Source organism: Reyranella sp. GW821-FHT14A01 (assembly GCF_058803965.1).
The window spans coordinates 288,536-311,901 of record NZ_JBXAPM010000010.1; the positions used below are offsets into that span (position 1 = coordinate 288,536).

27 protein-coding genes are annotated in these 23,366 nt (G+C 65.8%); 12 read left to right on the top strand and 15 right to left on the bottom strand.

What is annotated here, in order from left to right:
* Nucleotides 1–6: 6 nt before the first annotated feature.
* The 4 genes from AC1ROX_RS19480 to AC1ROX_RS19495 form a co-directional block, all read right to left on the bottom strand.
* A complete protein-coding gene (locus AC1ROX_RS19480; protein ID WP_493128136.1) occupies nucleotides 7–1,290 on the bottom strand; it encodes a sugar transferase in 1,284 nt (427 codons plus the stop codon).
* Nucleotides 1,291–1,464: 174 nt separating this feature from the next.
* Nucleotides 1,465–2,958: an O-antigen ligase family protein gene (locus AC1ROX_RS19485; protein ID WP_493128138.1), complete on the bottom strand. Its 1,494-nt coding sequence runs from the start codon at nucleotides 2,956–2,958 to the stop codon at nucleotides 1,465–1,467.
* Complete coding sequence (locus tag AC1ROX_RS19490; RefSeq protein ID WP_493128140.1) at nucleotides 2,955–3,641, bottom strand: hypothetical protein; 687 nt, start codon at nucleotides 3,639–3,641, stop codon at nucleotides 2,955–2,957. Before AC1ROX_RS19490 ends, AC1ROX_RS19485 begins: the two co-directional genes overlap by 4 nt.
* 85 nt (nucleotides 3,642–3,726) lie before the next feature.
* The gene (locus AC1ROX_RS19495; RefSeq protein ID WP_493128142.1) at nucleotides 3,727–4,752 is read right to left on the bottom strand and encodes a transglutaminase family protein; all 1,026 of its coding nucleotides are present in this window, start codon (nucleotides 4,750–4,752) and stop codon (nucleotides 3,727–3,729) included.
* Nucleotides 4,753–4,893: 141 nt separating this feature from the next.
* On the opposite strand from AC1ROX_RS19495, the gene AC1ROX_RS19500 reads away from it, so the two are divergent.
* Nucleotides 4,894–6,516, top strand: a complete 1,623-nt coding sequence (locus AC1ROX_RS19500; protein ID WP_493128144.1) for an inorganic phosphate transporter — start codon at nucleotides 4,894–4,896, stop codon at nucleotides 6,514–6,516.
* A 68-nt stretch (nucleotides 6,517–6,584) separates the two neighbouring features.
* Complete coding sequence (locus AC1ROX_RS19505; RefSeq protein ID WP_493128146.1) at nucleotides 6,585–7,655, top strand: amidohydrolase family protein; 1,071 nt, start codon at nucleotides 6,585–6,587, stop codon at nucleotides 7,653–7,655.
* Nucleotides 7,656–7,728: 73 nt separating this feature from the next.
* Here the strand turns inward: AC1ROX_RS19505 and AC1ROX_RS19510 are convergent, their stop codons facing one another.
* Both AC1ROX_RS19510 and AC1ROX_RS19515 read right to left on the bottom strand, forming a co-directional pair.
* On the bottom strand, nucleotides 7,729–8,526 hold the full coding sequence (locus AC1ROX_RS19510; protein ID WP_493128148.1) for a phosphodiesterase: 798 nt from the start codon (nucleotides 8,524–8,526) through the stop codon (nucleotides 7,729–7,731).
* A complete protein-coding gene (locus tag AC1ROX_RS19515; RefSeq protein ID WP_493128150.1) occupies nucleotides 8,527–9,177 on the bottom strand; it encodes a DUF2161 domain-containing phosphodiesterase in 651 nt (216 codons plus the stop codon). It abuts the gene before it with no gap.
* 48 nt (nucleotides 9,178–9,225) lie between these two features.
* On the opposite strand from AC1ROX_RS19515, the gene AC1ROX_RS19520 reads away from it, so the two are divergent.
* The 4 genes from AC1ROX_RS19520 to AC1ROX_RS19535 are packed head-to-tail and all read left to right on the top strand — an operon-like array spanning nucleotide 9,226 to nucleotide 12,599.
* Nucleotides 9,226–10,596, top strand: a complete 1,371-nt coding sequence (locus AC1ROX_RS19520) for an amidase (protein WP_493128152.1) — start codon at nucleotides 9,226–9,228, stop codon at nucleotides 10,594–10,596.
* 28 nt (nucleotides 10,597–10,624) lie between these two features.
* A complete protein-coding gene (locus tag AC1ROX_RS19525) occupies nucleotides 10,625–11,518 on the top strand; it encodes a hypothetical protein (protein ID WP_493128154.1) in 894 nt (297 codons plus the stop codon).
* Nucleotides 11,515–12,348: an aldo/keto reductase gene (locus tag AC1ROX_RS19530; protein WP_493128156.1), complete on the top strand. Its 834-nt coding sequence runs from the start codon at nucleotides 11,515–11,517 to the stop codon at nucleotides 12,346–12,348. The genes AC1ROX_RS19525 and AC1ROX_RS19530 overlap by 4 nt, the downstream gene beginning before the upstream one ends.
* Nucleotides 12,339–12,599, top strand: a complete 261-nt coding sequence (locus tag AC1ROX_RS19535) for a hypothetical protein (RefSeq protein WP_493128158.1) — start codon at nucleotides 12,339–12,341, stop codon at nucleotides 12,597–12,599. The genes AC1ROX_RS19530 and AC1ROX_RS19535 overlap by 10 nt, the downstream gene beginning before the upstream one ends.
* 15 nt (nucleotides 12,600–12,614) lie before the next feature.
* On the opposite strand, the gene AC1ROX_RS19540 is transcribed toward AC1ROX_RS19535, so the two are convergent.
* Complete coding sequence (locus AC1ROX_RS19540) at nucleotides 12,615–13,010, bottom strand: VOC family protein (protein WP_493128160.1); 396 nt, start codon at nucleotides 13,008–13,010, stop codon at nucleotides 12,615–12,617.
* A gap of 86 nt (nucleotides 13,011–13,096) precedes the next feature.
* Here AC1ROX_RS19540 and AC1ROX_RS19545 point away from each other — a divergent pair, with 86 nt between their 5' ends.
* Genes AC1ROX_RS19545 through AC1ROX_RS19555 form a run of 3 tightly spaced genes read left to right on the top strand, consistent with a single transcriptional unit; the run spans nucleotide 13,097 to nucleotide 15,715 of the window.
* A complete protein-coding gene (locus tag AC1ROX_RS19545; RefSeq protein WP_493128162.1) occupies nucleotides 13,097–14,314 on the top strand; it encodes a winged helix-turn-helix domain-containing protein in 1,218 nt (405 codons plus the stop codon).
* Between the two features lie 25 nt (nucleotides 14,315–14,339).
* Complete coding sequence (locus tag AC1ROX_RS19550) at nucleotides 14,340–15,467, top strand: amidohydrolase/deacetylase family metallohydrolase (RefSeq protein WP_493128164.1); 1,128 nt, start codon at nucleotides 14,340–14,342, stop codon at nucleotides 15,465–15,467.
* Between the two features lie 11 nt (nucleotides 15,468–15,478).
* On the top strand, nucleotides 15,479–15,715 hold the full coding sequence (locus AC1ROX_RS19555; RefSeq protein ID WP_493128165.1) for a hypothetical protein: 237 nt from the start codon (nucleotides 15,479–15,481) through the stop codon (nucleotides 15,713–15,715).
* Between the two features lie 173 nt (nucleotides 15,716–15,888).
* On the opposite strand, the gene egtD is transcribed toward AC1ROX_RS19555, so the two are convergent.
* Nucleotides 15,889–16,848, bottom strand: a complete 960-nt coding sequence (gene egtD / locus AC1ROX_RS19560; RefSeq protein ID WP_493128167.1) for an L-histidine N(alpha)-methyltransferase — start codon at nucleotides 16,846–16,848, stop codon at nucleotides 15,889–15,891.
* Complete coding sequence (gene egtB / locus AC1ROX_RS19565; protein ID WP_493128169.1) at nucleotides 16,845–18,029, bottom strand: ergothioneine biosynthesis protein EgtB; 1,185 nt, start codon at nucleotides 18,027–18,029, stop codon at nucleotides 16,845–16,847. Before egtB ends, egtD begins: the two co-directional genes overlap by 4 nt.
* A 100-nt stretch (nucleotides 18,030–18,129) precedes the next feature.
* Between egtB and AC1ROX_RS19570 the strand changes: the two genes are divergently transcribed.
* Entirely contained in the window at nucleotides 18,130–19,032 is a 903-nt protein-coding gene (locus tag AC1ROX_RS19570; protein ID WP_493128171.1) for a hypothetical protein, read from the top strand.
* Here the strand turns inward: AC1ROX_RS19570 and AC1ROX_RS19575 are convergent.
* Nucleotides 19,029–19,196, bottom strand: a complete 168-nt coding sequence (locus AC1ROX_RS19575) for a DUF1328 domain-containing protein (RefSeq protein WP_493128172.1) — start codon at nucleotides 19,194–19,196, stop codon at nucleotides 19,029–19,031. The genes AC1ROX_RS19570 and AC1ROX_RS19575 overlap by 4 nt on opposite strands.
* 114 nt (nucleotides 19,197–19,310) lie before the next feature.
* Here AC1ROX_RS19575 and AC1ROX_RS19580 point away from each other — a divergent pair, with 114 nt between their 5' ends.
* Together AC1ROX_RS19580 and AC1ROX_RS19585 are read left to right on the top strand one after the other, a co-directional pair.
* Nucleotides 19,311–19,442, top strand: coding sequence for a hypothetical protein (locus tag AC1ROX_RS19580; protein ID WP_493128174.1), 132 nt, complete (start codon nucleotides 19,311–19,313; stop codon nucleotides 19,440–19,442).
* A 9-nt stretch (nucleotides 19,443–19,451) separates the two neighbouring features.
* Nucleotides 19,452–19,847, top strand: a complete 396-nt coding sequence (locus AC1ROX_RS19585; protein ID WP_493128176.1) for a DUF2177 family protein — start codon at nucleotides 19,452–19,454, stop codon at nucleotides 19,845–19,847.
* Here the strand turns inward: AC1ROX_RS19585 and AC1ROX_RS19590 are convergent, their stop codons facing one another.
* The 5 genes from AC1ROX_RS19590 to AC1ROX_RS19610 all read right to left on the bottom strand — a co-directional run bounded on the left by AC1ROX_RS19590 (nucleotide 19,848) and on the right by AC1ROX_RS19610 (nucleotide 23,333).
* Nucleotides 19,848–20,117: a GNAT family N-acetyltransferase gene (locus tag AC1ROX_RS19590; RefSeq protein ID WP_493128178.1), complete on the bottom strand. Its 270-nt coding sequence runs from the start codon at nucleotides 20,115–20,117 to the stop codon at nucleotides 19,848–19,850.
* Between the two features lie 357 nt (nucleotides 20,118–20,474).
* Nucleotides 20,475–22,046, bottom strand: a complete 1,572-nt coding sequence (locus tag AC1ROX_RS19595) for an ABC transporter substrate-binding protein (protein ID WP_493128180.1) — start codon at nucleotides 22,044–22,046, stop codon at nucleotides 20,475–20,477.
* Nucleotides 22,047–22,162: 116 nt separating this feature from the next.
* The gene (locus AC1ROX_RS19600; RefSeq protein WP_493128182.1) at nucleotides 22,163–22,756 is read right to left on the bottom strand and encodes a hypothetical protein; all 594 of its coding nucleotides are present in this window, start codon (nucleotides 22,754–22,756) and stop codon (nucleotides 22,163–22,165) included.
* 12 nt (nucleotides 22,757–22,768) lie between these two features.
* The gene (locus AC1ROX_RS19605; protein ID WP_493128210.1) at nucleotides 22,769–22,975 is read right to left on the bottom strand and encodes a CsbD family protein; all 207 of its coding nucleotides are present in this window, start codon (nucleotides 22,973–22,975) and stop codon (nucleotides 22,769–22,771) included.
* A gap of 205 nt (nucleotides 22,976–23,180) precedes the next feature.
* On the bottom strand, nucleotides 23,181–23,333 hold the full coding sequence (locus tag AC1ROX_RS19610; RefSeq protein WP_493128183.1) for a hypothetical protein: 153 nt from the start codon (nucleotides 23,331–23,333) through the stop codon (nucleotides 23,181–23,183).
* Between the last annotated feature and the right edge of the window lie 33 nt (nucleotides 23,334–23,366).

Consider the following 23,366-nt stretch of genomic DNA (forward strand, 5'->3'; position numbering starts at 1 on the left):
CGGAGTCTAGCGTGCGCCGGTGCCGCGGAACACTACGGCGAAGGTCCTGAGGACGATTACCATGTCGAGCCACAGCGAGCAGTGCTTCAGGTAGTAGAGGTCGTATTCCAGCTTCGCCCGCATCGCGTCGGCTTCGTGCGCATAGCCCTGGTTGATCTGCGCCCAGCCGGTGACGCCCGGCCGCACGATGCCGCGCAGGGCGAAGTGCTCGATGTCGCGGACGTAACCCTGCTCCAGCGAGGCCGCCTCCGGCCGCGGGCCGACCCAGCTCATGTCTCCCTTCAGGACATTGAAGAGCTGAGGCAGCTCGTCGAGCCGACAGCGCCTGAGATAGTGTCCGATGCGCGTGATGCGGGGATCGGACGAGGTCGTGAAGCTGGGACCCGGCACCCCGACGAACATCGTGCGGAACTTGATCATGCGGAACGCACGGCCGCGCCGGCCGATGCGGGTCTGGAGGAAGAAGACCGGTCCGGGACTGTCCAGCCGGATGATCAGCGCGACGATTGCCAGTATCGGGATCAGCAGCGGCAGGAAGAGAGCGGTCATGCCCCATTCGAGGGCGCGACGAACGACGAGATACTGGCGCGACGGCAGCAGCGAGCCGAATTCGTTGGGCGACAGGCCGCTGAGCGGCGTGCGACCGGTCATGTTCTCCACGACGTATCGCCGGTCGAGCACCGGAACGCCCGCGATGGCGGCATCGGCGAGCGCCGCGAGCTGCCCCCGCTCGAGGTCGCCGCTCAGGTCGGCCACGATCGCGTCGACCCGCAGGCGACGCTGGCGCACAGCGTCGAAATCGAGCCAGCGACAGGTCGGAAGACGCGGCAATGCGGCGATCGCCGAATGAGGCGTGACGGCGTAGTTGCGCACCAGGTATCGCCCGCGAAGCTGGGCGATCACCGCCATCCAGAGCACGGTGAGGAAACCGCTGCCGAACAGCTGGACGCGCGAGTATTCGAGGCGCAGCAACAGCAGGATGGCGGCGATCAGCGCATAGGTGATGATCGCCACCGGCGCGACCTGGGCCGCATTCAGCCCGGCCCCGGGAAAGGCATCGAGCCGGCGGCCGCAGTACCAGACGATGGCATAGGCGACGGCCGTGGTGACGATGGTCAGTTCGGACGCGTCGAACGGACCGACGAACGGCTCATCGATCGCATAAATCGGAATCGGCAGCACGACGCAGAACAGGAAGCCGAGAACGGCATCGACCCAGGTCTCGATGAATCGCTGGGGCGCCGACCGCATGCGCGGCGTGCTGGTCGTCCGTTGTTCGTCGGATGACACTTCCACCTCAGCCGTCATCGCTCGCGGCACGCCGTCTCCCGGTGAGGAATAACTGGCCCTTCCCGGAGAATCCGGCCCGAACGTCCCAAGCTCATACGCCAAGATTCCTCATCCGGACTTCCCGATCCGGCATATGCCTTACGGCATACTTGCACCGGCGCTGATATATCCCGATCACTGCCTTGGCGTAAAGCTCTGCCCCGACCGCTCCCTGCGACCGAACGACTGCGCCCATCCCATGCCGAGCAGCGCGGCGGTGACAAACCCGATGGACGGCATCTGCAGGCTGAAATCGATCAGCGAATGCAGGATCGGAACGGACGCCACCGCGAAGGCGGCAGCGGGCAGATAGCGATGGCCGGGCCGGCGCATGAGGGCACCGCGCAGGCACATCGCCCAGGGCAATATCACCACGGCCATTGCGGGGATCGCCGCGATCACGCCCAACTCGACCACGGTCTCGAGCGGGGTCGAGTGCGCAATGTCGTTGGGCTGCAGGCTGTTGGAGGGTTGCAGGAGCGCGAAGACGTCGCCGAAGCCGCCCAGCCCCCAGCCCAGCCAGGGCGACATCGCAATCGCCTGGAAGGCCGCCGACCAGATGCGCAGGCGCGAGGAATCGTCGGCGGACACGGCGAACTTGGAAAGCATCGCACTGCCGGCAATGCCGCCGACAACCACGAGAATCGCAACTCCCACGAAGAAAATGCGACGGAGGTCGGCGCGCGACCGCCAGCGCCCCTGCATCAGGAGCAGGCCCAGCACCATCATCCCCGCCGCCGACGCGCCGAAACCTGCACGTGACGCCGACAACATCATACCGCCCAACATCAGCAGTGAGAGTGCAATGAGGACAACGCGCGGACCGGTGAACCAGTCGATGAGGAGCCCGTCCTCATCGCCGTAGCCATAGGGAATGTCGACCTTCCTCTCGCGGCGATTGCCGAAGATCACGGCAAGGGCCGCGACCACGCACATGCCCATGTAGCAGGCGAACGAGTTGCTGTTCACGAAGGTGCCGCCCATCGAGCAGCGATCGTTGAGGGTGAGTTCGAACTGCTTGCGCAGGTAGCCGCCCAGATAGCAGGAGTTCGTCGACATCTGCATCGCGATGCCGTAGCTCACGACTAGGACGCCGCTGGCGACGAGCGCCATCAGGAACCACCGCGCATGATCGCGGTCACGGCACAAAGCGCGCGCCGTCAGGAAGATCAGCGCGCAGGCCAGGCATTTCAGGAGCGAATTGCGGGCCGCGTCGGCGGCGATCGCCGGGATCGGGGCGTGGGCGCTGCCGAGGATTTCGGCGGCACGGGCAAACAACCACGCATCGGCCGTAAGCGGCGTCCATGTCGTCATCTGCCACAGCGCGAAAGCCGCGAAGGAAAGCCAGCACCCTGCCAGGACCAGCAGCGGCAGGCGCTCGGTCACGCCCACGGAATGGCCGCCGCGCGCGCCAAGCCCCAGGGAAACCGCGATCGCGATCAGGCCGAGGATCACGCAGAGCGGTGCCCATGCCCAATCGCGATTGCCGCCCATCGGCAGCGCTGCCAGCACCACCATCGCGAAAAACACGAACACCACGGTCCTGTCGACCGCTCGGCGGGCGAACCATCGCCAGTCGCGCAGGACGACCACGCCGGGTTCGTGGCCCTTCTCGGTCCATTCGGTCATGGCTTCTTTTTCCGGCGCTCAGCCAGCAGGCGCGTGAGCTCTTCCTGCGCGCCCGCCTCGTTGCGCACGAAATAGCGCAGGAACAGCTCGTCGACCGGCGTGCGAATCGCATCGGCGAACCATTCGTGACTGGCCGAAAGCTGCCAGGTCCGTGCGACGTAAAGCCCGGCCTTTTCGCGTTGCGAGGTCGTCAGCGCCTGCCAGTTATCAAGGATGAGCCTCAACCGGGCCGGCCACAGCGGCAGCATCATCGGCGCGGTGTCGATCGACATCAGGAGCGGTGCGACCGACCGCTGTGACGGCCCGTCGAGCGCCAGGCGGACGGAGGCGAGTCGAAGCCACTGTATGCCGCGGGCGGGATCGTTGCCCAGGCCGACGCTCAGATCGTCCTGCGCCCGTTTGAGCCATTCGGATCGCTGCTCGGCCGTCGGGGCGAAATTGGGGGACAAGGCCGCGCCGGCCAATAGTTCGGACCGCTGGAAATGGCGGCTCGCCGTTGGATCGATGTCGACGGCGCGATCGAGCTTGTCGATGGCGTTCAGCACAGAATCGAGCGAGATATTGTAGTTGAGGCGCAGCGCGGTCGTTGCGGCATCGGCCTGCTGGGCCTGCCAGGCGCTCCTCATCACCGGCCAGGCAAACCAGACGAGAAGAGCCCCGCCGAGGCCAAGCAGGCCCCGCACCAGTGCATTGATTGAAACGCCCAGAACCACCCCCAAGCATAGTCGGGACGTGTCACGGCCCTTTTTGCACTCAAGCGCTGTATTTCTATGATGTCAAAGGGCTCGCGGGCGGCGAGACCTGCGGGGCGGTGGACGCAGCGACTGGGGCCGGCTCGGGCGGCGGTGCCGCTGGCGGCACGGGGACTTTTGTGGACTCGGGATTCAGCGGCACTGCAGCATCGGGAACGGGCGCCGGCGTAAGCGTATGCACCTGGACGTCGACGGCAGCATTGACCGTGACCTCGGTCGACCCGGTGAAGGTACCCTTGATCGGCATCGCCTGCTCCGGATCGCGGCCGACGGCCACGCGGATCAGCCGTTCGCTGCCGATGATGCCATTGGTCGGATCGAACTCCACCCAGCCGGCGCCCGGGAGGTAAACCTCCATCCAGGCATGCGGATAGGCGTGGGTGGTCGCCTCGCCCGGCGCGGTATCGAGCGCGGGATCGTAGAGGTAACCCGTGATGAAGCGCGCCGCGAGGCCGAGCGACCGGCAGCACTCGATCATCAGCAGCGCGTAGTCGCGGCAGGTGCCGCCGCCGGTCTCCAGCGTAACGGCCGGTATCTGCGTGCCGATCTCGAAGCGCATCGCGTATTGTAGCTTCTCCTGGATGCCCACGCAGAGCCGCTTCAGGAGGCCGAACGTGTCGTTACCGCCCTCGCCTTCCATGAACTGTTTTGTCCAGGGACCGACGATCGAGTTCGGGTCGGGATAGGAGCGCTCGACGTAGCGCGCCAGATCGGGCGCCTCTTCGGCGGCATAGCTGAACGGCAAGGTGCGTGCGAATTCCTCGATCGGCGGCAGCTCCGGCGGCACGCCGAAATGCTCGAGCTGGATTGTGCTGACCAGTTCCAACACCTGCGTCGTGCCCTCGAACGAGGCGATGGCGATCGAATTGCCGAACGGATCGTGGATCCATCTGACCTGGGCCGCCGGTTCGATCACCAGTCCGGTGTGAAGAAGTCGCAGGTCGTGGCTGTCGCGCGGCCGGAACATCAGCCGGTGGTCGCCGAGCGTCACCGGCTCGGAATATTCGTAGCGAGTGCGGTGGACGATCTCGAGGGTGCGCATGCGAGCGAGATAATGCCTCAAGGCCTGCGCGGTTGCATCCGCGCTGAAGCACGCCGACTTGCAGACCTGCTGAAGCCAACTGTCATGGGCACGTCAACAGGTCCGGCGATTATCCCCCGCAACTTCTCAGAGGGGAGAATTATGTCCAACGTCGCCATGCAGGCACCGCCGATCGAACCGGCAGCGCCCAGCTCACGCCCCAATCTCGACAAGGGCTTCAATCCACTTTCACTGATCCTGTTCGTCGGCCTGTTGACCGCCGGCTTCCTGTACGTCGTGTACAGCGTCTACTCCGACGTCAACGCGTCGGGCACCAAGATCACGACCTTGCTGCCATTCCTCATGCTGTTCATCGCGTTGCTAATCGCGCTCGCCTTCGAGTTCGTGAACGGCTTCCACGACACCGCCAATGCGGTCGCCACGGTGATCTACACCCATTCGCTGCCGGCCGAATTCGCCGTCGTGTGGTCGGGCGTCTTCAACTTCCTGGGCGTGCTGACGTCGACCGGCGCAGTAGCCTTCGGCATCGTCTCGCTCCTGCCGGTCGAGTTGATCCTGCAGGTCGGCAGCAGCGCCGGCTTCGCCATGGTCTTCGCCCTGTTGATCGCGGCGATCATCTGGAACCTCGGCACCTGGTGGCTCGGCCTCCCGGCCTCGAGCTCGCACACGCTGATCGGCTCGATCATCGGTGTCGGCATCGCCAACGCGCTGGCGCGCGGCATGGACGGCACCTCGGGCGTGGATTGGAGCAAGGCGACGGAGATCGGCTACGCGCTGCTGCTCTCGCCGCTGTTCGGCTTCTGCGCGGCGGGCCTCGTCCTGCTGTCGCTGAAGGTGATGGTGCGCAACCCCGCGCTCTACGCCGAGCCGAAGGGCAACCAGCCGCCGCCGTGGTGGATCCGCGGCATCCTCATCCTGACCTGCACGGGCGTCAGCTTCGCGCACGGCTCGAACGACGGCCAGAAGGGCATGGGCCTCATCATGCTGATCCTGATCGGCACGGTGCCGACGGCCTACGCACTGAACCGCACGCCGGCGCCGAGCCAGATGGAGTCGTTCCAGGCGGCCTCGGCTGCCGCGGCCGTCGTGATCGAGAAGCAGGCTGCCGGCTACAATGCGATCGGCAATCCGCGTCCCGCCGTCACGACCTACGTGTCTCAGCGCAAGATGAGCGAGGGCACCTACGTCTCCCTCGCCGGTCTCGTGAAGGAGATCGCCGCCCAGGTCGACCGGTACGGTTCGGTCGACAAGATTCCCGCCGAGGCCGTCAGCAACACGCGTAACGACATGTACCTCGCGTCGGAAGCCCTGCGCTTCCTGATGAAGGACAAGGAGAACTCGCTCACCAAGCCCGAGGTGGCAGTTCTCAACACCTACAAGAAGGAGCTCGATACGGCGACGCGCTTCATTCCGACCTGGGTCAAGGTCGCGGTGGCGATTGCCCTCGGCCTCGGTACCATGATCGGCTGGAAGCGCATCGTCGTCACGGTCGGCGAGAAGATCGGCAAGAGCCACCTCACCTACGCGCAGGGCGCGTCGGCCGAGCTGGTGGCGGCCGGCACCATCGCCGCCGCCGACATCTACGGCCTGCCCGTGTCGACGACACACGTCCTGTCGTCGGGCGTCGCCGGCACGATGGCGGCCAACGGCTCGGGCCTGCAATGGGCCACGGTCCGCAACCTGCTGATGGCCTGGGTGCTCACCCTGCCCTGCGCCATCGCCCTGTCGGCCAGCCTCTACATGATCTTCCTTCAGATTTTCTGAGGAGTGATTTGACGACCGTGGCGGCGGGCCTATCGTTTCCGTGACAAGGGAACGGAGGGACCGCCGCCATGCTCTACACCTGTGATCCGAGGCCGCGCCGTATCGCCGCTTCGGCAAAACGCGGCGCGCGAAAGACCGCCGGCCCCGTCATCGACATCCACTGCCATATCGTCTCGCCCGAGGCCGCCGCTCTGGTCGCCGCCTCGGGTATCGAGCCCGACGAGCCGATGGGCCGCTTCTCCAACGAAGCGACACGTGCCGTACAGAAGGCCCAGACCGAAACCGTCCGCCCGATGCTCACCTCGGTCGAGCGCCGCATCGCCGACATGGATAAAATGGGCGTCGACATCCAGGCGATCTCGCCCGCCCCGCCGCAATACTTCTACTGGACGCCGCCCGAACTCGGCCGCGACGCCGCCCGCCTGATCAACGACAACATCGCCGCGACCGTGGCGAAGCACCCCGATCGCCTGGTCGGTCTCGGCACCGTCCCCATGCAGGCGCCGGAGTTCGCGGTCGCCGAACTCGAACGAGCGGTGAAGACGCTCGGCCTGCGCGGCGTCGAGCTCTGCACCAACGTCGCGGGCGCGGATTTGTCCGAGCAGAAGTTCCGGCCGGTCTTCGCCAAGGCCGAGGAGCTGGGTGTCCTTGTGTTCCTCCACCCCAACGGCTTTCCCGACGGAAGGCGTTTCTCCGAACACTATTTCAGCAACGTGATCGGCAACCCGCTGGATTCGACCATGGCCGTCAGCCACCTGATCTTCGGCGGCGTGCTCGATGCCTATCCGAAGCTGAAGGTCTGCGTGGCGCATGGCGGCGGCTTCCTGCCCGCCTATGCCGGCCGCATGGACCATGCGCACGGCGCGCGCTCGGACTGTCGCTTGTGCATCAAGAAGAAGCCGAGCTGGTACCTGAAGAAGATGTACTTCGACACGATCGTGTTCGAGGAGAGCCAGCTCGAATATCTCGTGAAGACCTACGGCAGCGACCACATCCTGATGGGCACCGACTATCCTTTCGACATGGGCATGTACGAGCCCATCGAATTCGTGTCGGGCGCGGAGCTCACGGCCGCCGACAAGCAGGCGATCCTGGGCGGAAACGCGGCGAAGCTGTTGAAGCTGAAACGAGGCTCATAGCTGGGGGCGCGCCACTCCAGTGGCGCGGTCATTGAAAAAGAAGACGCGCCACTGGAGTGGCGCGCCCCCAGCACTACGCAAAGGGATAAGGCCCCGGAAACGTCCCGATCGGGACAAAGTGCGTGATCAACCCCGTCCCTTCCTGCCAGTGATGCAGCAGCATCGCCGGCGGCTCGATGTACGAGGCGGGCTTGGCGTCGGGTCGAAGCTGAAGCGCGATGGTGGTCGTCGTTGACGGCGCGGTGCACAGGGTGGTTCCACCGAAGCGCAACTGCATGACGCGATGGACATGGCCGCACAGGAGGCGCTCGACCTGGGGATGGCGCGCCAGCACCGCCGCCAGCCGCTGGCCTTCCCGACAAGAATAAGGATCCATATAGGGAATACCGGTATCGAACGGCGGCTGGTGCATCATGATGATCGTCGGTCGCGATGGTTCCGTCGCGAGCACGAGATCCAGCCAAGCCGCGCCCTCTTCGCTCACGACGCCGTGGTGCAGGCCGGGCAAGGTCACATCGAAGGCAACAATGCGCACCGGTGCGTGATCTTCGAGCACGTAATTGATTGGTCCGTTTGCCGGCAGCCAGCGTTGGCCGGCGAAAGCCGTTCTAAAGGCTTCGCGCTCATCGTGGTTACCGGGAATGGCCAGGACGGGAATTTTCAGATCCGCCAGAAGCCGGGCCAGCATGGCGTATTCGTCGGTATGGCCGTGATCCACGAGATCGCCGCTCAGCAGGACGAGGTCGGGTCGTGGATCGAGCGCGTTCACATGCGCGATCGCTGCCACGAATTGCGCGTTGGAATCGACGACGCCCTGATAGAGTTCGCCGTCCGGCCGCACATGCGGATCGGAGAGGTGGGCGATCAGCATTCAGGCCGGCTTGCGGTCGAACCGCTCCAGACCTTCCCGCCCCTTCGGCGTGATCGCATAGACACCGCGCTCCACCCTCTCGAACCAGCCATAGACATCCTGTTGCAGGATCTGGGCCGCTTTGGGTGCGTCGCAGGCCGTGCGTAGCGCCGCCACCTTCATCGGCCCGTTTGCAGCCAACAGCTCGGCGCAGCGCAACGCCTCCTGGCGATAGGCCGTCATCAACGGCGCCCGCATCGCCTGGCCGCCGAGATTGGGATCGCCGACGCGGCGTGCATGCTCGCCCAGCATGCGGCCCGCCTTTCGTTTGTTCTGCCGCGGCACATAGGGCATGGGATCAAGCACCACGTCGGCCTTGTCCCCGGCAACGACGATGAAGCCCAGCCCCAGGCGACGGCAGAGCTTCTTCACGTTCTTCATCTGCTTGGGCCACTGGCCGACCGCGAGGTAGACCAGATCGGTCAGCGCGAGGCGGTCGACACCCTGCAGGACGAGGCCCAGTCCGAAGGTCCGCTTGAGTTCGACCACCACGGGCGGCTCCGCACCGCGGACCGCCACGACATCGCAGCCGCGCACCTCGCCCTTGACGACGTAACCCTGGCCTTCCAGCAGCACCTTCACCGGCGCATAGAGGTCGCTCTCCAACGTCATGGCGGCGCACGCTATCATGCTAGGAAGTGGGCAAATGAGGAAAAACAGATGACCGAGTTGCTGGATCAGGGCGCCGCCGCCATTGCCGCCGCCGTACGCACAGGCAAGACCAAGGCGCGCGACGTGGCCGAGATGGCGATCGCCCGCGTCGAGGCGCGGAACGAGCAGCTCACCGCCATCGTCGACTTCGACCCTGCCGAAGCCCGCGCCTCGGCCGACGCCGTCGATGCCAAACGCAAGCAGGGCTTCGACGGCGCGATCCTGGGCGTTCCCTACACGGTGAAGGACACGACCTGGGTCGAGGGCCGCACCGTCACCAACGGTTCGCTGCTCTACAAGGACTTCAAGCCGCCGCACGACGCCGTCGCCGTCGAGCGGCTCAAGGCCGCCGGCGGCATCTTCCTCGGCATGACCAACACGCCGGAGATGGCGGCCAAGGGCCATACCGAAAACAAGGTCTATGGCCCGTCGCGCAATCCCCTCAATCCCGCGCTGACGCCGGGCGGCTCGTCCGGCGGCGCGGCGGCGGCCCTTGCCGCCGGCTTCACCCCGATCGCGCTCGGCACCGATGGCGGCGGCTCGGGCCGGCGGCCGGCCTCTCATTGCGGCGTCGTCGGCCTCAAGACCTCCGCCGGCGCCATTCCCTCGGCCTTCGGCTTCGGCGGCGCCTACGGCCCGCTTTACGGGGTGACGGCGCCGATGGGCCGCACGGTCGCGGATGCAAAGCTCGCGTTCGAGGTGATGGCCGGCCCCGACCGCCGCGATCCGCATTCGGTGGCACTGCTCGACGTGCCGCCGCCCAGCAGCCCGCGCATTGCCGTGAGCCCGCGGCTCGGCCTCGGCGTCGCGGTCGACCCCGATGTCATGGCGGCCTTCGACGCCGCGGTGGCGAAGCTGCGGGCCGCCAGCTGGCGCATCGAGGAAGCCGATGTTGCCTGGCCCGACGACACGACCGAGACCGCCTTCGCCGCCGTGAACAGCTCCGCCTCGGCCCTGCTCTACGGCGAGCGCCAGACAGCCGATAAGGATCTGTTCGGCGACAACATCACCGGTCTGATCGAGCGCGGCCGTTCGGTGGCCGGCACCGACGTCGTCGCCGCCTTCCGCTTCGCCGATGCCTGTGCACGTTCCGTCGCGCAATTCTTCACCGAGTACGATTACCTGCTGACGCCCACGACGGCCTGCGTCGCCTGGCCGGTCGAGCAGGTCTATCCGAAGATCATCGAAAACAAGGAGGTAGGACCGCGCGGCCATGCCGCCTTCACGCCGCTGTTCAACCTCGCGCTCGTGCCGGGTATCTCGATCCCCTGCGGCGTCGGTCGTGACGGCTTGCCCGTAGGCCTGCAGATCGTGGCGCCCCGGCTGCACGACCGTCCGCTGCTGGCCATGGCGCAGCGCGCCGAGACGGCGCTCGCCTAGCTCCCGTGCCAGAGCGTTAGTCCCCGGCATGGCAGGCTTCGCCTCCCGACAGATCGAGCGCGCCAGGTGGCTGGGCTTCCTGGTCACGCGCCGGCCGCGCTACGTGCTGGGGCGCTTCGCGACCATGAGCGCTGCCTATTCCGGGCTGAACGGCCTGAGGGACATTGTCGTCCGGACCACCCCGTTGCAGATGGGCGATCTCTACAAGCCGGCGACTTCGACCGTCGATGTCACGCGTTCCGGCCATGTGCTGGCGTCGAAGAGCGCCGCCGAACAGGCCACGGAAATGCGCCGGGACGCCTTCTCGCTGGGACCGCGACTCGACGGCACCGCCGTTCCCGTCCTGCAGGACCAGGCGCGAACGCTGCCCCTTCGTTTCAACGATGAGCTTGTCGGCAGCTACGCCGCCCTGTCGGACCGGCGACACAGGCTTGCCATCGCGACCGTCCACGCCTCGTCCCGGCTGGCGATGGTGCGTGCCGTGGCCGGCGACGAATTTCTCTATCGGGCGGCGTCGCTGTTCCTCGGCTATCGGCCGCGGCAGGTCTCAAGCTGGCTGTTCTGGAGCCTCGCCAACCAGCTCTCCGCCGACCAGCGGCGCGCGGCCTACCAGACGATCGACTATCACTACGACGTCGACGGCTTCAACTTCATGTACGCCAACTTCTACCTGCTCGACACGACGGCGCGGAACGGCGCCCATGCGCTGATCGCCGGCAGCAGCCGACGCAAGCGGCTCGGCCACCTGCTGGGCATCGCGCGCCTCAGCGATGCCGAGGCGTGGCAGACCTACGGCCGCGATGCCGAGCGCACGATCGAAGGGCCGGCGGGCTTCGGCTTCCTCGAGGACGCGTCCTGCTATCACAAGGCCCTGCCGCCCGAGAGCGGCGACCGGCTGATGCTCCAGCTTCGCTACCAATGACCATTCCCGTCCTGGGCTTCGGCACGGCCGTCATCATGGGACGCGTCTCGCGACGGACCGGCAGCGCCGCGCTCGAACGCGCCCATGCGGCCGGCATCCGTCATTTCGATACGGCCCGCTCCTACGGCTGGGGCGAGGCCGAGGGCGTGGTCGGCGCGGTCCTTGGCCGGCATCGCCGCGAGGACATCCGCATCGTCACCAAATGCGGCATCCTGCCGGTGCGCAACTCTCCCCTGCTCGGCCTGGCGAAATCCACCGCCCGCTGGGCGCTGGCCTTCGCACCCGGTCTCAAGGCGCAGGTGCGCCGCGTCGCGAGTGCCGAGAGCTTCCAGCCGGTCCGCACCTACGAAATCGATCTGCTGGCCGGCAGCCTGCGCACGAGCCTTGCGGAACTCGGCGTCTCGTACATCGACGATCTCCTCCTGCATAACTTCTCGCCCGACCGGCCGGGCATCGAGGATGTCGGGGCGTGGTTCAGGGCACAGCAGCGCACTGGCACCATCCGGCGCTTCGGCTTCTCGGTGGAGGGCGATCTCCTGCAGGGGCTGGAATTCCTCGCCTCGAAGGATCTGCTCGCCGATGCCGTCGTGCAGGTTCCGGTGAGTGAGACCTTGCTTGCACTGGCTGCGGAGTGGCGGAGCGTGCGCTTCATCGCGCATTCACCCTTCACCTTCATCCGCCGGCAGGCCGAAGCGGGTGGCCGGCTCGGCACCTTGACCGGGTTGCTGCCGGCCCTCGGTGCAGCCTGCCGATGCGACGCCCTCGTCTGCTCCATGTTCGGAGCCGATCATCTCGCCGCCAATGTCGACAGCTGGAAATCATGCAACTGACCGAAATCCTCATTGTCGTGGCCGTTGCCTTCGTCGTCGCGGTCGTGATCAGGGTGGTGCGCGCCCGTCAGGCCGCGCGCAATCGCGGCCCGGCCCACATTCACGAGGCGCTGATGAAGCGCGCCGAACTCCACACCGAACGCAGCCCATTCCTCAGGAAGGTGGTGAGCGAGTTCAAGGCGAACGGCCACGTCTCGAACCGGCAGGCCGAAGCGGTGGCAAAGGCTCTGAAGCGACTCGAGGGCAGGTAAGCCCGCGTCGCCTGTTCACCAGCTGATATGCACGCTGTCGGCCGAGCGCTTGTGCGGCCCGTGATAGACGGCTTCGACGTTATTGCCATCGGGATCGAAGGCGAAAGCCGCGTAGTAGCCGGGATGATATTTGCGCTCGCCCGCCGCTCCATTGTCGCGCCCGCCCGCCGCCAGAACCGCGGCATGGAAGCGATCGACGGCGGCGCGGTCCTTGGCCTGGAAGGCGAAGTGCACATGCGCCACGGCGGGACCGACATCGACCCACAGCTCGTCGGCGAAGAAATGGTCCTTGCCTTCGACGAGCGGCACGCCGAGCGCCTCCATCGCCGCCTTATAGAAGCGCTTGGATGCTTCGAGATCCTTGACCTTGAGATGCAGGTGATCGATCAGGCGGCCGCGGTGGGTCTCCATGACATTTCCTCCCTGGTTCGAATGACCAGGACGGGAAACGTCCTTATCCAATGGCCGTTGCGGCCGCGCCTGATTAGTGTGTTGCCGTGTCTCGCAGAAACAACAGGATCGGCGGCGCCGCCGCCCGGCGCATCGCCCTGGCAGCCCAGGGTTTCGGCATCCAGCGCCCCGACAGCGCGTCCAACCTGGGCCATGTGAAGCGCGCCATCGACCGGTTGGGACTGCTGCAGATCGATTCGGTCAACGTGCTGGCCCGCGCGCACTACCTGCCGCTGTTCTCGCGGCTCGGCAATTACGACAGCGCCCATCTCGACAGCCTGGCCTGGGGCCGCAAGAGCCGCCGCGGTCTCTTCGAATTCTGGGCGCACGAAGCCTCGCTGCTGCCGCTCGCCTCCCAGCCCCTGCTGCGCTGGCGCATGGCGCGCGCCGCCGCCGGCACCAGCAAGGGCAAGCTGCAGGAGTTCCGCCGCGAGAAGGCGGCCTATATCGAGGAAGTGCGCCGCGAGGTCGAGGATCGCGGACCCGTCGCCGCCTCGGAACTGGCCGACGGCGGTCCCAAGCGCGGGCCGTGGTGGGGCTGGAACGACGGCAAGCTGGCTCTCGAATGGCTGTTCTACGCGGGCATCGTCACCACCGCCACGCGACGCGGCACGTTCGAGCGGGTCTACGATCTCACCGAGCGCGTCCTGCCCGCGGACATCCAGGCGCTGCCCACGCCTTCGCCCGAGGAGGCCCAGCGCGAGCTGCTGCGCCTCTCCGCCCGCGCGCTGGGCGTCGCCACCGAGTTCGACCTGCGCGACTATTATCGCCTGGCCGTCGCCGACACCAAGGCGCGGCTGGCCGAGCTTGTCGAAGCGGGCGACCTCATCCCGGTCGAGGTCGAGGGCTGGAACCGGCCGGCCTTTCTCGATCCCGCGGCGCGCCAGCCGCGCCAGGTCGAGGCGCGTGCATTGCTGGCACCGTTCGACCCGCTGGTCTGGGAACGCGACCGCACGGAGCGGATCTTCAATTTCTTCTATCGCATCGAGATCTACACGCCGGTCGCCAAGCGCAAGCACGGCTACTACGTGCTGCCCTTCCTGCTGGGCGACCGGCTGGTCGGCCGCGTCGACCTGAAATCGGACCGGGCCAACTCCAGGCTGCTGGTGCCTGCTGCCCATCTCGAGCCCGGCATCGAGGCGCGCGACGTGGCGGCGCCGATGCGCGAGGAACTTCGACTCATGGCCGACTGGCTCGGCCTCGAGGATCTCGTCCTGCCGCGCGCTGGGGCATTGGGGCGGGAGTGGAGTAGGATGAGCAAGTGATACGCGTTGGAAAGAAGAGAAGAGCATGAACGATCTGGTTCTAAAGGGCGGCCGTGTGATCGATCCCTCGCAGGGGATCGACAGGGTGACCGACATCGCCTTCGCCGGCGGCAAGGTCGCCGCCATCGGCGACGGGCTGTCGGGCACGGACACGCGTGACGTCGCGGGCAAGATCGTCTCGCCGGGCCTCATCGACCTGCACACCCATGTCTACTGGGGCGGCACCTCGCTCGGCGTCGAGGCCGAGCTGGTCGCACGCACCGGCGGTGTCACGACCTTCATCGATGCCGGCAGCGCCGGGCCCGGCAACTTCCACGGCTTCCGCAAGCACGTGATCGAGACCTCGCCGGTCCGCATCCTGCCGTTCCTCAACGTCTCCTTCCCCGGCATCTTCGCCTTCTCCAAGACGGTAATGGTGGGCGAAGCCGCCGACATGCGCCTTCTCGATGCGCGCGAAGCAGTGCGCGTCGCACGTGAGCACAAGGACCTGGTGCTGGGCGTGAAGGTCCGTGTCGGCAAGTCGGCGAGCGGCGATTCCGGCATCATGCCGCTCGACATCGCCCTCGACGTCGCCGAGGAAACCGGCCTGCCGCTGATGGCGCATCTCGACTCGCCGCCGCCGTCGCGCCTCGAGGTGGTGAGCCGCCTGCGTCCGGGCGACATCCTCACCCACTGTTTCCGCCCCTTCCCCAACGCACCGGTCACGCCGGGCGGCAACGTCCGCGACGAAATCCTGGCCGCGCGCGAGCGCGGCGTGATCTTCGACATCGGCCATGGCGGCGGCTCGTTCGGCTTCGGCACGACGCGCAAGATGCTGGCGGCCGGCTTCCTGCCCGACGTGATCTCCTCCGACGTGCATGTGATCTCGATCGAGGGGCCGGCCTTCGACCTCCTCACGACCATGTCGAAGTTCCTTTGCCTCGGCGTCGATCTCGCCACGGTGATCAAGCTCGCGACCGTGAACGCGGCGGCCGCCATCAAGCGGCCCGACCTCGGCACCCTGAAGGTCGGCAGCGTCGGCGAAGCGACGGTGATCGATCAGGCGAGCGGCCGCTTCGATTATGCCGATTCGATCGGCGAGAAGCTGATCGGCGACAAGCGCCTCCTGTCGGCCGGTGTCGTGCTGGCCGGCCGCTGGTGGCATCCGCTGTAAAGCCGATAGTCATGCCCGCCGACGATCCCGCCTCGCCCGCCTGCCTCGCCCATGAAGCCGACGACGGCTACATGGGCTTCGCGACGCGCGAAGAGATCGTCCGCTTCCTGACGGAGCTGAAAGCGGCGCCGGCCGACGCGAGAGCCGGGATGCTTCGGAAAATGCTGCCGAAAATCAGAGACGATGTGCTTCATGCCGAGCTGAACGCTCAGCTTGCGGCCATTACGCCAGACGAATCAAAGACTTAGGAATTTTCAACTTTTCGGCCCCTTACCGCAACCTTCCCAGGGCAGGCGCCGTTGGTTTTGCATGGCTGGATAATTGGCGTTGCCTCTGCCCCCGCTCAGCAACGCTTCTCTCCCCGTCCGGCCTCCAAGCCCGCTCCTGAGCCACCTCGGGAGCGGGCTTTCAATTGTGGGGGCTAAGTCAGGAAGACCACCGCGAACAGTCGGGCCGGATCGGTCCAAGTATGGGCGATCGAGAAACCGCCCTGCCGCGCCAGCTCGGCGATGCCGGCATCGTCGTATTTGTAGGAATACTCGGTATGAACCCGCTCGCCCCGGGCAAAGGCGAAGCGGCGGCCGGCGACGGTCACCGTCTGGTCGCGCAGGCTCCGGAAGTAGATTTCGATGCGGCCCGCCGCCTCGTTGTAGAACGCCTCGTGGGCGAAGGCCGAGAGGTCGAAATTGGCGTCCAGCTCGCGGTTCATGCGCCGCAGGAGATTCAGCGTGAACTGCGCCGTCACACCCGCGGCATCGTTGTAGGCGTCGTGCAGGCGCTGCGGGTCCTTCTTGAGATCGACACCCAGGATCAGGGCGCCGTCCTTGCGCAGCAGCCGGCGCGCGCGACGCAGGAACAGCACCGCCTCTTCCGGCGTGAGATTGCCGATGGTGGAGCCGGGAAAGAAGCCGATGCGCCGCGCACCATTGATCGCCGGCGGCAGCGCATCGAGTGCCATGTAATCGCCCGAGACAGGATCGACACGCAGCCCGGGATAATCCTCGCGCAACCGCCGGGCCGTGACGTCGAGATGCTGGCGCGAAATGTCGATCGGCACATAGGCGTGAAGATCGGGCATCGCCTCGAGCAGCAACCGCGTCTTCACGCTGGAGCCGCTGCCATACTCGACGAGCGCGCATCCCGGCCCCGCCAGACGCGCGATGGCGTCCGCGCAATCGCGCAGGATCGCCGTCTCGGTCCGCGTCGGATAATATTCGGGCTGCTCGCAGATCGCGTCGAACAGCGCCGAGCCTCGGGCGTCGTAGAGGAACTTCGCCGGGATCGCCCGCGGCGACCCACCCAGGCCGCTGAGGACGGCACGACGGAAGTCATCGCGATCAGCGACCTCGCGGTCGTCGATCGCCAGCAGCGGCACATTCATCGGAGATCCTCCGCGAGACGAATTCCACCGAACATCCAGCGCGCGTCGGGCGGAAAGAAATTGCGATAGGTGGGACGAACATGGCCGGCGGGCGTCGCGGCACATCCGCCGCGCAGCACCATCTGGCTGGCCATGAACTTGCCGTTGTATTCGCCGATCGCGCCGGCCGGTTCGCGATAGCCGGGATAGGCGACGTAGGGACTGGCCGTCCATTCCCAGACCTCGCCGGTGTCCTCAACGGCGCCGGCCGCGATCTCCCATTCGGCCTCGCGCGGCAGGCGCTTGCCCGCCCATTTGGCGAAGGCGGCCGCCTCGAAGACGCTGACATGGCAGACCGGCCGGGCCGGATCGACCTGTTCGAGGCCCGACAGGGTGAAGACGTGCCAGGCACCTTCCTTCTTCTCCCAGTAGAGAGGCGCCTCCCAGCCGCGCTGGTTCACGCAATCCCAGCCGGCGGACAGCCAGAATTCGGGCCGGCGATAACCGCCATCTTCGATGAATTCGACATACTCGCCGCAATTGACCGGCCGCATCGCCAGCGCGAACGCGTCGAGCCACGAGCGATGGCGCGGCCCTTCATTGTCGAAGGCAAAGCCCTGCCCGTCATGCCCGGTCTCGACCAGGCCGCCCTCGAACTCACGCCAGCCCATGCCTTGCACTGCCTGCATCTTGCCGGTCCGGGCGGCGCGATAGGCCGGCCGCAGCGGGTTCAGGGAGAGGGCATGCTTGATGTCCATCAGGATCAACTCCTGATGCTGCTGCTCATGATGCAGCCCCAGTTCGACGAGATCCTGTGCGCCGTGATCGCCTTGCAGGAAATCGACCATGGCGGCAGTGACGTGATGGCGGTAGGCCATCACTTCCTCGACGCCCGGCCGCGTGATCAACCCGCGCTGCGGCCGCGGATGACGCGGGCCGACGGCCTCGTAGTAGGAATTGAAGAGATATTCGTAAACCGGATCGAAGACGCTATAATCCCGGGCGTGCGGCCGCAGGATGAAGGTCTCGAAGAACCAGGTCGTATGGGCGAGATGCCATTTGGTCGGACTGGCGTCCGGCATCGACTGCACCGTCTGGTCCTCGGCGGACAGGGGGGCAGCGAGTTCTTCCGTATGGGAACGGACAGTCCGAAAGGACTGGAGGCCGTGCGTCTGCACGGAAAGCGCGATCAGTTTTGGCACGGGACCTCCGCCCGCCTAACGTGGTGCCGCGCCGGTCGGTTGCAAGAGCATTACCGGACGATCACGCTGCAGCGTCCGCCCGTACCGATGAGGGAAACAAGTGCCCATTTGCGAGATCGATCCTTGGCGCGTTCAATATTTCGAGAAGGTGGATTGCCCTGCGGACGTCTTCATACCGACTGAGGACTCGGACGCCTGGATCTGGAACCCGCAACATCGCTGGGCTTACGATAAACTCGCGGTCGCAATGCGCCAGGGATTTGCGGCGGCGCCGCACGGCGTAGCGCCCACCGTCTATCCCGTTTTCTCCAAGCCGATCTACAACCTGAAAGGCATGGGGGTCGGCAGCCAGGCGCTGCGTTCACAGGCCGACTACGAGGCCGCCTATCAGCCGGGCCATATGTGGATGCCGTTGCTGGAGGGCGAACACATCAGCAGCGACGTGGCTTTGGTGGACGGGACGCCCAAGTGGTGGCGCCATGCTGCTGGCATTGCCAGCGGCGACGGCACCTTCGACTACTGGGAAATCTATGCCAGACCCGAGCCCGCCGTCGAGGCCGGGGCGGGCGATTGGTGCCGGCAACATCTCGCCGGCTACACGGGCATGGTGAATCTCGAGACGATCGGCGGACGCATCATCGAGGTGCATCTGCGGTTCGCCGACCAATGGCCGGATCTCTATGGCAAGGGATGGGTGGAAGCACTGGTGCGGCTCTATGCCCGGCGCGAGTGGTTCTACGACGATAGCGATAGACGCACGGGATACAGCGTGGTGCTCTTCATGCCGCACGGTCCGCGGTACCGCCATCCGCCGCAAGCGCTCGTCGAACACATCAAGCGAATAAGGGACGTCTCAAGCGTTCAGGTCACCTTTCACGAAACCATGGCGCCGGAAAAGCATGCCATGCCGCCCGGCGGGTTCCGGGTGGCGATCGTCAATTGCTGGGACCGCGCCGCAGGGAACGAGGCCCGCTCCCTGCTCCGCGACCATTTCAGCGCCTAGAGATTGCGGCGCACGAAACCGGCAAACAGGCTGACGACAAACAGGATGATCGCGATCACGAACAGGATCTGCGCCATACCGGTCGCGGTGGAGGCAATGCCGCCGAAGCCGAAGATGCCGGCAAGCAGCGCGATCACGAGAAACATCAAGGCCCAGTACAACATTTGCGCGCTCCTTTGGCAGGGGTTGTGCGGGTAACGCCGGGGCGCGAGCGGGGGTTCCACCGGGCAACCCTCTGCTCCGTGCGGGCGTTGAATTCCTGAACAAGGAGGAATTCCATGCAGCCCGAAGTTACTCCAACCGAAGCCCGCAGCGGTGTCGTCACCGGTCGCGTCTTCACCGTTCTCGTCATCTCGGCCGTCGGCGCGGCCGCGGCCTTGGCACTGGCCTGGTACTTCATGGCGCACTAAACCTTCTTCATGAAAACCCTGGTGGTCAGCTACCTCGTCGCACTCGTCGTACTGGCCATCCTCGACGCGCTGTGGCTCGGCGTCGTCAGCCGCGAGTTCTACAAAGCGCGGCTGGGACAGATGCTCCTGGACAAGCCGATCTGGAGCGTCGCCATCCTCTTTTATCTGGTGCATGCGGCGGGCATCGCGGTCTTCGCGGTGCCTCTTTCTGTGAGTGCCGGCACGTGGACGAGCGCCCTCCTCTACGGCGGCCTGTTCGGCTTCTGCGTCTACGCGGCCTACGACCTTACCAACCTGGCGACATTGCGCGGCTGGCCGATGGCTGTCAGCGCGGTTGACCTAGCTTGGGGTGCGGTCGTCACGGCGGCCGCGACGGTGGCTGCCTTCCTGGTCGTGAAACCCTGATCAGCGCTTGCTGTCGTCGTATTCGGGATGACGGCGGACATAGGCAGCGACGAAGCTGCAGGCCGGCACGATCTTGAACCCCTGCTTGCGCGTATCTTCAAGTGCGGCCTTCACCACCCGCGCGCCGATGCCTTTGCCCTCGTCCTCGGGCGGCACTTCCGTATGGGTGAAGATGCGGGCGTCGCCCTGCTGGCGATAGATCGCGATCGCCAGGCCGTGATCGACGGGCAGCTCATAGCGTTGCTGCGCGGCATTGTGCGTAACAGTCATTGAATACCCCTCAGACCGGCCGGCACGCCGCGAACTCCCGCTGAACGCACTGATCGAAGCCGGCGCTGTAGGGAATTATGCCATAGGAACGACAAGCCGCCTGCGAATCCGCCAGGACCTGTTCTGGGAACAGGCAGCTACGGCAACCCGCCCCTGCTGACGTGCCGCGGCTTCGCGCGATTTGCAGTTGGCATATTCCGTTGTCCCCGGACGGAACCCGTAAGCGGTACAGGCATCGTCCGCTACGACGAGGCGGGTCTCCGTTGCGCATGCGCCCAACGCAACGGCTGCAACAGCGATCAGGAGAAGACGGCCCGGCATGTCCTATCAACGCCGGGCCGCACAGCCGGTTCCTGCCTAGCGGTCGACTTCCCAGAACATCGGATAGGACGACTGGATCAGGCCCTTGAGATCCGACCGGTAGCCGGCCGGAATCGTGAACTGGCCCCACATCACGGCCGGCACGAGGTCGTAGGAAATCACCTGGATCTCCGCGGCGATCTTCTTGCGTTCCTCCGGCGTACTTGCCCGCGTGAAGGCCTTCAGCAGGTCCGGGATACGATTGTCGCAAGACCAGCCGGGGAAGTCGTTGCAGGTCGCCGCGACGTAGAAGTGCGTGAGCGGCGAGTACATGTCCGTGCCGTTCGAATAAACCGGGAACATCGACCAGCCGTCCTTCTTGGCGCGGCGCGCGAGAACGGTCGGCCAGTCGCGCGGCTGCTGCTCCACGTTGAAGCCGACATCCTTCATGTTCTGCACCAGCACGCGCGACGCGGTCTGGCTGATCGAGCCGGCGACTTCGAGGACGATGACGGGCTCGCCCTTGTAGCCGGAAGCCTTCAGCTCGGCGCGCGCGGCGGCGAGGTCGAACTTGTTGCCGCTGACACCGGCGTCGGTCGACAGCGGCGCGCCGCACATCCAGAACGAGGCGCAATCCTTGGTCTGGTATTTGTCGGGTACGCCAATCGCCTGGAGCACGCTGTTCGGATCGACCAGCTTCCACATCACCTTGCGCACCGCCGGATTGTCGAACGGTGGGAAGGCATGGTTCAGGCGGAAGTTGCCCTGGAACTGGTGGATGCCGCCCAGACCCAGCAGCTTGATGGTCTTCTCCTTTTCGAGCACCGGCAGCATGTCGAAGGGCAGGTACTGCATGTAATCGATCTCGCCGGCGATCAGCGCGTTCGCGCCGGTCGACTGGTCCGGCATCACGCGCAAGGTGAGCTGGTCGATCTTCACGTTCTTGCCGCCCGTCAGGAAATCCGGGGCTTCCTTGCGCGGCACGTAGCCGGCAAAGCGCTCCAGGATCATGGCGTTGCCGGGCCGCCACTGATCCTTGACGAAGCGGAACGGGCCGGAGCCGATCGGCTCGGGAATGCGCTGATCCGCCGGCGTCGCGGCGAGGCGCGCCGGCATCATCACCGGCAGCGGCGCGTTGGGCTTGCCCAGCACTTCGAGCAGCAGCGGGAAAGGCTGCTTCAGCACGAACTTGATGGTCTTCGGGTTCGTCGCTTCCAGCGTCTCCGTGTCCGCCATCAGCATCTTGCCCAGCGGATCGCGCACCGACCAGCGCTTGAGCGAGGCTACGCAATCCTCGGCGGTCACCGGCGTGCCGTCGTGCCAATTCAGCCCGTCGCGCAGGACGAAGGTCCAGGTGAGCTTGTCGGGGCTGCTGTCGAAGCTCTCGACCATCTGCGGCTTGATCTCGCCCTTGTCGTTCATGGCAAAGAGCGTGTCGAAGACGTGGGTGCCGAAGGTGCGGGTGATCGCGGCCGTGGTGGCGTGCGGATCGAGGATCGTCACCTCGGATTCGAGGACGACCGTCAGGCCCTTGGCGGCGCGGGCTTCGCGCGGCCGAATCAACGAAGCGCTCGCCAGGGCGACACCGCCTGCCAGTGCCGTCCGACGTCCCAAAACAGTACTACGCATGTGTAAATATCCCTTCGTCCCCGAAGGGCCACCGTAGCGGTCTTTCACGCCAAACGAAACGGGCCGGCCTCTCCTTTCGGAAAGACCGGCCCGTAACGTTTTCGGTCGGAAGGCGATTATACCGGTGACAGGAGACGGCAGGTCACCCGATCGACGAAGGTGGACACCGGCGGTCCGTAGACCGGAACGCCCCAACGCTCGCCGGGGCCCGCGGGCGAAAGGACGACGCGCGTGTCCTGGACTGGCCGGCCGCCATTGGTGAAGGTGCAGCCCACCACCGGCTCCACGACGTCGGCGCTGTTGTTCGTGACATAGACGACGGACAGCCAGGTCTGCTGCGGCACTGCCTGCAGCCACGGGCTGTCGATCACCACCGCAGGAACGGTCGGTCCGGCCGTGATCGGCACGGTGCCCATCAGGTTGCCGCGGGGCCGCTGCACGACGATCTGCGTTCCGACGGACTGGGCGCTCGGATCGAAGGCCTTGTCGGCCGCCGTCTTGGGCATCGCCGCCTGCTGCTGCGGTGTCTGGTTGTCCTTGCTGACATTCTCGGGCGTCCAGACCTTGCCGGTCCGTTCGTCCTTGAACTGCGTCACGCCGTTGGCGGAGACGCCCGCACCGACCGTGCCGGGTGCCTGGGCAAAGGCCGCGACAGTCGATGCGACGAGGAGTGAGCCGGCCAGGGCGGCCAAGCCAAAGGAGCGCTTCATGGTCGTCACTCCTCACATGTCCTTGATGCGCGTCTTTTCCCAGGTCCCGACCTGGACCTCGGCCTCCTCCTTGGAGATGCCGTAGCGGGCCTGGATCTTGCCGACGAGCTGGTCGCGCCGACCCTCGATGGCGAGCAGATCGTCATCGGTGAGCTTGCCCCACTCCTCCTTCACGGCGCCCTTGGTCTGGTTCCAGTTCCCCTTGAACTTCTCCCAGATCGTCTTGGCGTCATTCTGTGTAGTGGTTTGGCCAGTCGTCTGCGCACCGGCGACGAGAGGCAGCGAAACGACGGCAAGGCCGGCGCACGCAGCGAGCATGGCGATTGAACGCATGGAATCACCTCCTGTTGGGACCTTGTAACGGTGCGGCCAAACCGAGGTTGCCCGCTTCAATTGAGGCTGAAGCGGGGCTTCAGATCCGGGCCTACACCCAAAGCGACTTCAGGATGAAGGCGATCGGAATGACGATGATCGTGGCGACGTAGAGATCCATGAGCTCGCCCACCAGCGGACTATGGTTCGCGTCGTCCTGTGTCATCATGTTGCTCGACGTTTCGGGTATCTGCTTGGACTTCATAATCCCCTCCACGATTGCCCCATCCTCAACAGA

Bases quoted from the DNA above. Each gene is read 5' to 3' on its own strand.
- AC1ROX_RS19575 (WP_493128172.1), bottom strand. From the start codon at position 19,196: ATGTTGTACTGGGCCTTGATGTTTCTCGTGATCGCGCTGCTTGCCGGC.
- AC1ROX_RS19530 (WP_493128156.1), top strand. From the start codon at position 11,515: ATGACCATTCCCGTCCTGGGCTTCGGCACGGCCGTCATCATGGGACGC.
- AC1ROX_RS19510 (WP_493128148.1), bottom strand. From the start codon at position 8,526: ATGCTGATCGCCCACCTCTCCGATCCGCATGTGCGGCCGGACGGCGAA.
- AC1ROX_RS19590 (WP_493128178.1), bottom strand. From the start codon at position 20,117: ATGACTGTTACGCACAATGCCGCGCAGCAACGCTATGAGCTGCCCGTC.
- AC1ROX_RS19495 (WP_493128142.1), bottom strand. From the start codon at position 4,752: ATGCGCACCCTCGAGATCGTCCACCGCACTCGCTACGAATATTCCGAG.
- AC1ROX_RS19595 (WP_493128180.1), bottom strand. From the start codon at position 22,046: ATGCGTAGTACTGTTTTGGGACGTCGGACGGCACTGGCAGGCGGTGTC.
- AC1ROX_RS19540 (WP_493128160.1), bottom strand. From the start codon at position 13,010: ATGGAGACCCACCGCGGCCGCCTGATCGATCACCTGCATCTCAAGGTC.
- egtD (WP_493128167.1), bottom strand. From the start codon at position 16,848: ATGAATGTGCCGCTGCTGGCGATCGACGACCGCGAGGTCGCTGATCGC.
- AC1ROX_RS19535 (WP_493128158.1), top strand. From the start codon at position 12,339: ATGCAACTGACCGAAATCCTCATTGTCGTGGCCGTTGCCTTCGTCGTC.
- AC1ROX_RS19515 (WP_493128150.1), bottom strand. From the start codon at position 9,177: ATGACGTTGGAGAGCGACCTCTATGCGCCGGTGAAGGTGCTGCTGGAA.
- AC1ROX_RS19500 (WP_493128144.1), top strand. From the start codon at position 4,894: ATGTCCAACGTCGCCATGCAGGCACCGCCGATCGAACCGGCAGCGCCC.
- AC1ROX_RS19610 (WP_493128183.1), bottom strand. From the start codon at position 23,333: ATGAAGTCCAAGCAGATACCCGAAACGTCGAGCAACATGATGACACAG.
- AC1ROX_RS19600 (WP_493128182.1), bottom strand. From the start codon at position 22,756: ATGAAGCGCTCCTTTGGCTTGGCCGCCCTGGCCGGCTCACTCCTCGTC.
- AC1ROX_RS19520 (WP_493128152.1), top strand. From the start codon at position 9,226: ATGACCGAGTTGCTGGATCAGGGCGCCGCCGCCATTGCCGCCGCCGTA.
- AC1ROX_RS19550 (WP_493128164.1), top strand. From the start codon at position 14,340: ATGAACGATCTGGTTCTAAAGGGCGGCCGTGTGATCGATCCCTCGCAG.
- AC1ROX_RS19485 (WP_493128138.1), bottom strand. From the start codon at position 2,958: ATGACCGAATGGACCGAGAAGGGCCACGAACCCGGCGTGGTCGTCCTG.
- AC1ROX_RS19505 (WP_493128146.1), top strand. From the start codon at position 6,585: ATGCTCTACACCTGTGATCCGAGGCCGCGCCGTATCGCCGCTTCGGCA.
- AC1ROX_RS19585 (WP_493128176.1), top strand. From the start codon at position 19,452: ATGAAAACCCTGGTGGTCAGCTACCTCGTCGCACTCGTCGTACTGGCC.
- AC1ROX_RS19580 (WP_493128174.1), top strand. From the start codon at position 19,311: ATGCAGCCCGAAGTTACTCCAACCGAAGCCCGCAGCGGTGTCGTCACC.
- AC1ROX_RS19555 (WP_493128165.1), top strand. From the start codon at position 15,479: ATGCCCGCCGACGATCCCGCCTCGCCCGCCTGCCTCGCCCATGAAGCC.
- AC1ROX_RS19525 (WP_493128154.1), top strand. From the start codon at position 10,625: ATGGCAGGCTTCGCCTCCCGACAGATCGAGCGCGCCAGGTGGCTGGGC.